Annotated in this window: 8 protein-coding genes; all 8 read right to left on the reverse strand. The window is 68.5% G+C overall.

From position 1 onward, the window contains the following. Window positions 1–105: 105 nt before the first annotated feature. Window positions 106–1254 carry a Gfo/Idh/MocA family oxidoreductase gene (locus HWX87_RS06480; RefSeq protein ID WP_176046325.1) on the reverse strand — a complete coding sequence of 383 codons (1149 nt, stop codon included), beginning with the start codon at window positions 1252–1254 and terminating at the stop codon, window positions 106–108. Further along, window positions 1251–2060 carry a ThuA domain-containing protein gene (locus tag HWX87_RS06485; RefSeq protein WP_176046326.1) on the reverse strand — a complete coding sequence of 270 codons (810 nt, stop codon included), beginning with the start codon at window positions 2058–2060 and terminating at the stop codon, window positions 1251–1253. The genes HWX87_RS06480 and HWX87_RS06485 overlap by 4 nt, the downstream gene beginning before the upstream one ends. 105 nt (window positions 2061–2165) lie before the next feature. After that, window positions 2166–3302 carry a sn-glycerol-3-phosphate ABC transporter ATP-binding protein UgpC gene (gene ugpC, locus HWX87_RS06490; protein ID WP_176046327.1) on the reverse strand — a complete coding sequence of 379 codons (1137 nt, stop codon included), beginning with the start codon at window positions 3300–3302 and terminating at the stop codon, window positions 2166–2168. A 35-nt stretch (window positions 3303–3337) separates the two neighbouring features. After that, window positions 3338–4168 carry a carbohydrate ABC transporter permease gene (locus HWX87_RS06495; RefSeq protein WP_176046328.1) on the reverse strand — a complete coding sequence of 277 codons (831 nt, stop codon included), beginning with the start codon at window positions 4166–4168 and terminating at the stop codon, window positions 3338–3340. A 1-nt stretch (window position 4169) separates the two neighbouring features. Further along, window positions 4170–5126 (reverse strand): sugar ABC transporter permease, encoded by a 957-nt coding sequence (locus tag HWX87_RS06500; RefSeq protein WP_176046329.1) that lies wholly within the window; start codon window positions 5124–5126, stop codon window positions 4170–4172. A 68-nt stretch (window positions 5127–5194) separates the two neighbouring features. Continuing rightward, window positions 5195–6472, reverse strand: a complete 1278-nt coding sequence (locus HWX87_RS06505; RefSeq protein WP_176046330.1) for an ABC transporter substrate-binding protein — start codon at window positions 6470–6472, stop codon at window positions 5195–5197. 157 nt (window positions 6473–6629) lie between these two features. Then, a complete protein-coding gene (locus HWX87_RS06510) occupies window positions 6630–9203 on the reverse strand; it encodes an ATP-binding protein (protein ID WP_244137608.1) in 2574 nt (857 codons plus the stop codon). A gap of 34 nt (window positions 9204–9237) precedes the next feature. Next, the gene (locus tag HWX87_RS06515; RefSeq protein ID WP_176046332.1) at window positions 9238–9960 is read right to left on the reverse strand and encodes a response regulator transcription factor; all 723 of its coding nucleotides are present in this window, start codon (window positions 9958–9960) and stop codon (window positions 9238–9240) included. Between the last annotated feature and the right edge of the window lie 649 nt (window positions 9961–10609).

A 10609-nucleotide genomic window follows, 5' to 3' on the forward strand; every position in this document is an offset into this window, starting at 1 on the left:
GGCGTCATCGAATAGGTGTGTGTGCTGCGTCGTCCGTCATGCTGCTGACGGGCCGGCGCGGTGGACGATCCGCGCGCCGGCCCGGTACGAAATCGGCGCTCGACGTCAGCCGGCGACGTCGAGGTCCACCACCGGCGCCGCGTCGACGGCTGCCGGTCCCGGCGCGTGAATGCGGATCGGCTCGCCCGCGGCCGCGCTCGCATAGATCGCGTCGAGAATCTCCATCACGATCAGCCCTTCCTCACCGGGCGCGGGATGCGGGACGTCGCACAGAATCGCCTCCGCGTAGTCGTACATCGCGGAATGCGCGCCTTCGGCGGGCGGATTCAGCCGCATGTCGAACTGCGCGCCGTTCTGCTCGATGAACACGTGCGCGTCGAACGTGTAGCCCTCGTTCAGGTTCTTCTGCAGCAGCCCGGCACGCGTGCCGAGCAGGCGGGTTTCCATCAGCTCCGCCTCCTGGATGTTGGTCGCCCACGATGCCTCGAGCGCGAGCGTCGCGCCGTTGTCGAAGCGGATCATCGCGGCGGCGAGATCCTCGACGTCGAAGGTCTTGCCCGCGCGCGCCGCCAGCTCGCGCGCGATCGGATCGTAGGTGCTGCCCATCACCCACACGGGTTTCGGATAGCCCATCAGCCACAGCGCGAGATCGAGACGATGCACGCCGAGATCGATCAGCGGCCCGCCGCCCGCCAGCGCCTTCGTGCCGAACCAGCCACCGAAGCCGGGCATCCCGCGCCGGCGATGCCAGACCGTCCGCCCGAAATAGAAGTCGCCGAACAGGCCGCTTTCGACCTGCGCCTTCAGCGCGCGCGACTGCGCGCTGAAGCGGTACGAGAAATTGATCATCAGCCGCTTGCCGGCGCGCTGCGCGGCGATCAGCATCTCGCGCCCCTCGTCCGCGTTCAGCGCCATCGGCTTCTCGCACAGCACGTGGCAGCCGGCGTCGAACGCGGCGAGCGTCAGCTCGCGATGGAACTTGTTCGGCGTGCAGACGCTGACGACGTCGAGCCGCTCGGCCGCGAGCATCGCGTCGGCCGACGCGTAGCGCGCGTCGATGCCGAACGCGTCGCCGACCTTCGCGAGCCGCTTCGCATCGGGGTCGGCAATCGCGACCACGTCGACGTCCGGATGCTCGCGCCAGCCTTCGATATGCTTGCTGCCGATCCCGAGCCCGATCACGCCGACGCGCAGGCGCCGGCCGCGTGCAATCACCGCCGCTTCCGGCAGCTCAACCTTGTAGTCGTCGTTCATGCGAGGTCTCCTGCGCTTTGCTGGATGCCGACGTGCGCGAACTGCTGGCTTTTCTCGCTGAGCTGTTCGAGCGGCGGCGAGTTCGGGCAGCTATCGGCGAGGTTCACGCGCGGCGCGGCCCACTGCACCGCGTTCGCGATCACGCGCTGCACGTTGCGGTCGTGATAGGTCGGGTAGGCTTCGTGCCCGGGGCGGAAATAGAAGATCCGGCCGTGACCGCGCTCCCAGCAGCAGCCCGAACGGAACACCTCGCCGCCCTCGAACCACGAGATGAACACGGTGCTGTCCGGCTGCGGGATGTCGAAACGCTCGCCGTACATTTCCTCGTGCTGCAGCTCGAAGTACTCGCCGAGCCCGGCCGCGATCGGATGCGACGGTTCGACGACCCACAGCCGTTCCTTCTCGGCCGCCTCGCGCCACTTCAGCGAACAGTTCGTGCCGAGCAAGCGGCGGAAGATCTTCGAGAAGTGCCCGGAATGCAGCACGATCAGGCCCATCCCCTCGAGCACGCGGCGCTGCACGCGCTCGACGATCTCGTCGGAGACCTTCGCGTGAGCCTTGTGCCCCCACCAGATCAGCACGTCGCATGCGGCGAGCCGCGCTTCGCTGAGGCCGTGCTCGGGCTGGTCGAGCGTCGCGGTGCCGATCTCGAGCGGCAGCGCACCGTGGCCGAGCGCCGGCGTCTCGGCGAGCGCGGCGGCGATCACCTGGTGCAGCCCGTCCGGATAGATCGCGCGCACACCCGCATTTTCCCGTTCGTGCTCGAACTCGTTCCATACGATCACTGAAAGCTTCTTGTTTAGCATGACTATCCTTTATCGATGATTTGGCGCCCATTCGACAGCGGCCATGCGCCGTGGCCGCCTGAAACCTGTAGCTGGATTCGCCGGGTACCGGGTATCGCGCGCCGCTCAGGCGATCGCGAGCGCCGGTGCGGCAGGCTCGCGCGGCGTGCGTACCGCCGCGCGTCCGTCCGGATGAAACAGATGCAGCGCGGCGGCCGGCAGATCGACGCGCAGGCGCTCGCCGACCCGCGCACCGGCGGCATCGGTCTTAGCGACGATCGGCTGATCGCACAGCGGCGTGTCGAGATACAGATAGGTGTGTTCGCCCATCTGCTCGACGTGCGCGACCTGGCCGGTGACGGCGCCGGACCCGACCCGCACGTGTTCGGGGCGGATGCCGAGGGTCACGGCGGCGCCCGTCTCGAGGCCGTCGCCGGACACGTCGGCGCCGAGCGGATGGTCGCGGACCAGCACGCGAACCTCGCCGCTGCCGGCCGCCGCGACGCTCGCCGGCAGGAAGTTCATCGCGGGCGAGCCGATGAAGCCGGCAACGAACTGGCTCGCCGGACGGTGATACAGGTCCAGCGGCGTGCCGATCTGCGCGACGCTGGCGATCCCGCTGCGCCCTTCGAGCGGCCGCAGCAGCACGATCTTGTCGGCGAGCGTCATCGCCTCGACCTGGTCGTGCGTCACGTAGACCATGCTGGTGCTGTCGAGGTTGCGGTGCAGCTTCGCGATCTCGACGCGCGTCTTCACGCGCAGCGCCGCATCGAGGTTCGACAGCGGCTCGTCGAACAGGAACACTTTCGGCTTGCGGACGATCGCACGGCCGATCGCGACGCGCTGCCGCTGGCCACCGGACAGTGCGCCGGGCTTGCGTTCGAGCAGCTCGCCGAGGCGCAGCGATTCAGAAGCGAGCCGCACCCGCCGGTCGATCTCGTCCTTCGGCAAACGCAGGTGACGCAGGCCGAACGCCATGTTTTCGTAGACGGACATGTGCGGATAAAGCGCATAACTCTGGAACACCATCGCGATGTCGCGCTGCGCAGGCGCAAACGTGTTGACGCAACGGCCGTCGATCCACACGTCGCCCTCGCTCTGCTCCTCGAGGCCGGCGACGATCCGCAGCAAGGTCGACTTGCCGCAGCCCGACGGACCGATGAAGACGCAGAACTCGCCCGGCTCGACCGTGAGATTCACGTCGCTGAGGATGGGGGTCGTGCCGAACTGCTTGCGAAGACCGCTCAACTTGATCTGACTCATGTTTTCCCTCTTGATCCTGTTCGGGCCGAGACGCGTCAACCCTTGACCGCACCGGCGGTCAGGCCGGAGACGATTTGCCGCTGAAACACCAGCACCAGCAGCACGAGCGGCACGGTGACGATGACCGACGCGGCCATGATGGTTCCCCACGGCAACTCGTAGCTGCTCGCGCCCGAGATCATCGTGATCGCGACGGGCACCGTGCGCTGGCTCGACGAGATCATGAAGGTCAGCGCGAACAGGAACTCGTTCCAGGCCGACACGAACGCGAGCAGCGACGTTGCGGCCAGCGCCGGCCGCAGCAGCGGCATGAAGATCCGGAAGATCAGCGTGAACACGCCGACGCCGTCGACGAGTGCCGCCTCCTCCAGCTCGCGCGGCAACTCGCGCATGAACGTGACGAGAATCCAGATCGTGAACGGCAGCGTGAAGATCAGGTCGGACAGCACGAGCGCGCCGAGGTGGTCGTACAGGCCGAGCGAGCGGACCAGCTCGAACAGGCCCGACAGGATCGCGACCTGCGGAAACATCGACACGCCGAGAATGCACATCATCAGCACGCCGCGGCCGCGGAACGACACGCGGCCAAGCGCGTACGCGGCGAGCACCGACACGGCGAGCGACAAAGCGACGGCCCCGCCCGCGACGAGCGCCGAATTCAGCAGGTACGCGCCGAACGGCTGGCCGCGAAACAGCTGGCGGTAGTTGTCGAGCGACGGGCTCGCGGGGAACAGCGACGTATCGAACAGCGCATCGCCATGCTTGATCGACGTACCGATCATGTAGACGAACGGGAACAGCGCGATCACCAGCACGAGCGCCGACAGCAGCCAGTAAATCGCGATATCGAGCGGATGCTTCTTCATGTCACGCCTCCTGCAGCCGGCGGCGGCTGAGCGCCATGTAGCCGATGGTGAACAGCACGATCGTGACGAACAGCAGCATCGCCGACGCCGACCCGAACCCGACCTGCTGGAAATCGATCAGCTGTTCGCGCACATAGATCGACATGCTTTTCGTGATCCGGCTGTTCGACGTCATCACGTAGATCAGGTCGAACACGCGCAGCGCGTCGAGCGAGCGGAAGATCATCGCGACCAGTACACCCGGCAGGATCAGCGGCAGCGTCACCGAGCGGAACACGCGCCAGCGCGGCACGCCGTCGACCCGCGCGGCCTCGTAGCAATCGCGCGGCACGGTCTGCAGCGCGGCGAGCATCAGCAGCGCCATGAACGGCGTGGTCTTCCACACGTCGACGAGCACGATGGTCGGGAAGACGAGGCGCGCGTCGGCCGTGAAGGCGAGCGGCTCGTGGATCGCGCCGATCGACATCAGCATCGCGTTGACGATCCCGAACTGGTCGTTGAGCATCCAGCTCCAGATCTTCGCCGACACGACGGTCGGGATCGCCCACGGCACGAGCACGGCCGCGCGCAGCAGCGTCCGCAGCCGCGACGGCACGTCCAGCAGCAGCGCGACGCCGAGGCCGGTGGCCGTCTCGAGCACCACCGACACGACGGCGAACAGCACGGTATTGCCGACGGCCTGCCACCACGCCGGGTCGCGCAGCACGCCCGCTGTGCCGAGATAGTTGTCGAGGCCGACGAAATGACGCTGCGACAGGTCCGACAGCTGCGCGTCGGTCAGGCTGAACCACGCGGTGCGCAGCAGCGGCCAGCCGGCGATGGCCGCCAGCGTGAGCAGCGCGGGCGCCACCAGCAGCCACGCCTGGCGCCGGCGCGCTCGGGCGAGCCCGGCACGGGCCTTGACGGGCACCTGCACGAACGCAGGACTACTACTTATCTCGATGCTTCCGGTTCTCATTCGATGTCTCCTGTCAGGCCGGCACCCTGCGGAGGCCGGCCCGATCGATCAATCGCGCGCCGCGGCGCTCAGTGCCAGACACCGCCCGGCGCGAGCCGGTTGAGCGTGGCGGCGAGCCGTGCGAGCGCGCTCGCTGCGGTGTCGCTGCCGGCGAGCACGTCGTGCGCGGCATTCCAGAACTGGTTGCTGACCTGGTTGTACTTCGCGCCGGTCACGGTCGACGGCCGCGCGACCGCCGTGCTGAAGGTCGGCAGCAGATCGGCCATGAACGGGTTGGCCTGCAGGATGTCCTTGTCCCGGTAGAGCGCCGGCATCGTCGGGTTGAACGACGCCTGGATCGCGCGCATCTTCTGCACTTCCGCGCTCGCCATGTACATCACGAGATCGGCGGCCAGTTTCGGGTTCGGCGAGTAGCGCGACACGGCGAGCTGCCATCCGCCCAGCGCGGCAGCCGGACGGCCGTCGGCGCCGCCCTTCGGCAGCGGCGCGATGCCGACCTTGCCCTTGATCGGGCTACCGGTGCGATTCGCGATCGCCCATGCGTACGGCCAGTTGCGCATGAATACGGCGTTGCCGGCCTGGAACACGCCGCGGGCTTCTTCTTCGCCGTAGTTCAGCACGGCCTTCGGGCTGATCGTGCCGACCCATTTCGCCGACTGATCGAGCGCCTTGATCGCGCCCGGGTTGTCGATGGTCACGCGGCCCTTGTCGTCGACCACCGTGCCGCCGTTGTAGCTGCTGACCCATTCGAGCGCCGCGCACGTCAGCCCTTCGTAAGCACGCCCTTGCCACACGTAGCCCCAGACCTTCTCGTTGCCGGCGGCGCGCTCGCCCGACTGGATCTTGCGCGCGGTGGCGTCGAGCTCCTCCCACGTGGCGGGCACTTTCACGCGGTACTTGTCGAGCAGGTCCTTGCGGTAGTAGAGCAGCCCCGTATCGATGAACCACGGCATCGCGACCAGCTTGCCGTTCACCGTGTCGTTCGCGACGATGCTCGGGAACGACTGGCTTTCCAGCCCCTTGCTGTACGGCTTCAGGTCGATCAGGTGGTTCGCGAGGATGCCCGGCCAGACCGTATCGATCTGCATCACGTCGATCTTGTCCGAGCCGCCGCCGAGCAGTTGCTGATAGAGCGCCAGCGTTTCGCTCGAGTTGTTGGGCATGCTGATGAACTCGACTTCGTTGCCGGTCTTCTCGGCCCACCGCTTCGCCGAGACCTGGCAAATGTCCTGGTCGACGCCGGCTGCGCCGCATGCGATCCGCAGCGTCGCCGCGCCGGCGCTGGTGGCCGTGGCGGCCGCCACCGCGAGCGCCATCGTCAGCAAACCTGCCTTGAGCTTCATCATTCGGTGTCTCCAGTTTTTTTCGAATCGTTCGAATCGTGCGCCGCGGAGTCGCGAGCGCGTCGCCGGGTGCCGTGGGTCTATGAGACTCCAGTCCGGTTAATCGAAAATTTCGGAAACGCGCCGCGCCATTAACAATCGAAACAATCGCCGCCGCGCGTCAGCCCAGCAGCGCGGCGAGCGCCGCGAGATCGAACGGCTTCGGCACGAACGGCAGGTCGGCTCGCCAGTCGGGATGGGTCTGATGAATCTCGGGCGGCAGGCCCGAGGTCAGCGCGACGCGCTGCGCCGGCCAGCGCTCGGCGAGCCGCGCCGCGAACGCGATGCCGCTGCCGCCCGCGCCGAGCGAGATGTCCGACAGCACGAGCGTGACGGGGCCGTGCTCGGCCAGCCAGCGCAATGCCGCGTCGCCGGTCGCCACCGCGTCGGCCCGCGCGCCGAGCGCCGCGAACTGGCTGAGCGCCGTGTCGCGCACCTCGGGATCGTCGTCGACCACGAGTACGCGGGCACCGGCCTGTCCGGCAACGGGCGCGGCCGCGACGGCGGCCGGCGCGCCGCGCCGTTCGGGCGGGGCGCTCTCGGGCAGCCACAGCTCCACGCATGTGCCCCGGCCGACCTCGCTGTGGATGCGCAGATCGCCGCCGCTCTGGCGCACGAAGCCGTAGACGCTGCTGAGCCCGAGCCCGCTCCCCTCGCCGGCCGCCTTGGTCGTGAAGAACGGCTCGATTACCTTGTCGAGCAGCACCGGGGCGATCCCGCAACCCGTGTCGGTGACGCTCAGCACGATCGCGTGCGGCGCGGCGGCACCGTCGGGCGCCGGTGCGCGGCGCGCGGCCAGTGCCAGCGTCCCGCCGCCCGGCATCGCGGCGGCGCTGTTGAGCGCCAGGTTGAGGACGGCGTTCTCGAGCTGGCCGCGGTCGACGTTCACCCACATCGCGTCGGCGGCCGGCTCCAGCACGACGGCCACTCGCTGGCCCGCCGAGTATTCGACGAGATCGAGCATCTCCGCGAGCATCGCCCTGACCGACACGCGTTCGGCCTGCAGCGGCTGGCGCCGCGCGAACGCGAGCAGCCGCCGCGTGAGCCGCGACGCGCGTTCGGCCGCGCGGCGCGCCCGCTCGGCCATCGTCTGCGCATCCTGCTGGCCGTCGAGCCGCGGCAGCAGCAGTTCCAGGTTGCCGAGTATCGCGACCAGGAAGTTGTTGAAATCATGCGCGACGCCGCCCGTCAGCTGGCCGAGCACGTCCATCTTCTGCGCCTGGCGCAACTCGGCCTCGACCGCGCGCCGGCTCGTCAGGTCGCGGCAGACCGCCACCCAGCCGCCGTCCGGAAGCGGCTGGCAGTGGAATTCGAGGGTCCGCTGGTCGCGCAGGTGCAGTTCGGCCGACGCGGCAATGCGTGCGCCGTCGGATGTGCGGGTCGCGGTCTCGCGCGACACCTGGCGCCAGCGCGCAGGCTGATGCATGGCCTGCCGGAGCATCGCGAGCGACAGGCCCGCGTACAGCGTGCCCGGGTCGATCCCGAGCAGCGTCGCGAAGGTCGGATTCCACGCGATCAGGCTGCCGTGCGTATCGTGGACGGACACCCCGTCGTTCATCGAGTTGAGCACCGACTCCTGCAGGCGGCGCTGCGACTCGAGCCCGTGGGTCAGTTGCTCCTTCTCGATCAGGTTGGTGCGGAACACCTCGAACGCGCGCGCCAGCTCGCCGATCTCGTCCGGCCGGTGCGTCGACGGCATCCGGTCGGACGTGATCCCTTTCGCGAGTCGCGCCATCACGCGCGTCATCGCCTGCAGCTTGTGCAGGATGCGGCTCGCATACGCGACGCCGAGCAACGCCACCACGACGCCCGCAACCGCCAGCAGCAACAGGCCCGACTGGCTGGAGACCGCGACCTTGCGCACCTTGTCGCTGCGCTCGCTGGCGATCTGCCGCAAGCGCTCGACGTAGCGCGCCGACTTGCCGCTCAGGTGATCCGCGTGGCCGCGCAGGAGCGTGACGAGATAACCCGTCTGCGCTTCGCTCGACAGAAACTCGCGGCGCACCGCGAACACGCTGCGCGCGCCGCCGTCGAGTTGCTGCAGCGCCTCGGCAAGCGCCGGCTGGCGGCGGTCTTCGGCGCGTTCGCGCACGCGCAGCCACAGCGCCTCGTTGTCGCTTTCCGCGCTGCCGAGCTCCGCCGCGTTGGCCGCCTGCAGCGCACCGGCCGTACGGGCCCAGATCTCGAGCAGCGTCGGCGCCTGCTGCGCGATCACGCTCTTGTCGCGCGCGATGCCGTCGCCGATACGGTCGTTCGCGAGGCGCAGCGCGCTCAACTCCTCCTTGAGCTGGCGCTGCCGGCCCGACACGATCAGCAGCCGGGCGAGATCCTGGTCGATCGCGTCGAGATCGTCGATCACCGCGAGCTGCTCGCCCGCCTTCGCGGCGGGGCCCGGCTGTTTGCCGAAGCCCGGCGACAGCCGCCGGATATCGCCGAGCAGGCCGCGCATCAGCTCGGTGTCGTTGTGCAGCAAGTCCGGCGAATCGGTCAGCATCATGCTCGGCGCGACCGCGGCGAGTTGTGCGACCTTGTCCGACAGCTCGAGCGCGCGGGCGATCTCGGGTACGACGTTCGCCTCGTATTCGTCGAGCGCGTTCTGGTTCGCGCGCATGCCGAGCACGCCGACCACCACGACCGCGAGCGTGATGCCGAACAGCAGCAGAAACGTCGCGATCAGCTTGGCCCGGACACTCAAGGGCGGCAACAGCCTCACCGTCGTGCGCATCGCATCACACGCGCGAGACGGGCACCGCGAACACGTAGCCGATGCCACGCTGCGTGCGGATATAGGTCGGCTGCTCGGGGTTCGGCTCGATCTTGCGGCGCAGGCGCAGGATCAGCACGTCGATCGTCCGGTCGTACACGTCGATGCCGAAGCCGCGCGTATGTTCGAGCAACTGGTCGCGCGACCAGACCCGCGAGGGCTGCTGCACCATCGCCGCGAGCAGCTCGAATTCGCCCTGCGTCAGCGCGCACGGGCCGCCGTTGTGCGTCAGCGTGCGCGCGGCCAGGTCCATCGTCCAGCCGTCGAAACAGTAGCGCGGGCCGCCGCCGTTCGACGCGGGGCGCGGCATCGACAGCTCGATCGTGCGCCGCAGCTGGGCGCGCACCCGCGCGATCAGTTCGCGCCCGGAGAACGGTTTCGTGACGAAATCGTCGGCCGCGGTCTCGAGGCCGAGCACCCGGTCCGTCTCGTCGCCCAGGCCGCTGATCATGATGATCGATACGTCGGACCGGCGCCGCAGCTCGCGGGCCACCGTCAGGCCGTCCTCGCCGCGCAGCTTCAGGTCGAGAATCACGAGCGCGTGCGGCGCGGCCGCGAGCTGCTGCTGCATCCGGGCAGCGCTGTCGACGGCCGAGACCTCGAACCCGGCCTCTTCCAGCACGCTCTTCAGCCAGACGCGCACTTCCGGATCGTCGTCCAGCACCAGGATCCGATGTTTTTCTGACATGGGTGTTCTCCTCCAAGCCGGTCGCGCGCGCCGATTCGGTCGGCCGTGCGGTGCGGACTGGCATTTCTGTCGGTATGTGGCCGGACCACGGCGGGATGACGCAGTCGGGCCGGAAGCGAATGGTGGCCGATCCGGGCCGATCCTGGCAAGTTCCCGTGAACGCGCATCGGCATGAGGATGGGCGGGGTGCCACTCGCGCCTTCGCGCGGCACATACAGGACGCGCGCGGGATTCTAACGTCGAAAAATTTCGACGCAACCGCGCCGCGATCGGTGAATACCCTGCCCGAATTGCGGCCCGAACGGACGAGTCGGCGGTACGGAATGCCACGCCGTTGCACCAGGCGCGCGGGCCATGCCGCGCCCCGTGCCCGACCCGGATCGGGCCACCGGCACGTCACGCACGCACGACGCATGCATCGATCCACGACGATTTCGCGAATCGATCTGCATGACGAACGAATTCGACGTCCCGTTGCCGATACCCCGATCACGATCGTCCGCGCCGTGTGCAACGTCATGGTGCGCCCCGTTACTATCTTCACGCCCCGATAATCGGGGCTATGGCCAGCCAGGCCCGGCATGATTCCCGCCCCCAGTCGCAGTCATGATCCGGGGGGTGTTGTCACCGGGCCTGGTGGGTGGCTGGT

The organism is Burkholderia sp. BCC1644 (assembly GCF_902833225.1).
GTDB lineage: Bacteria > Pseudomonadota > Gammaproteobacteria > Burkholderiales > Burkholderiaceae > Burkholderia.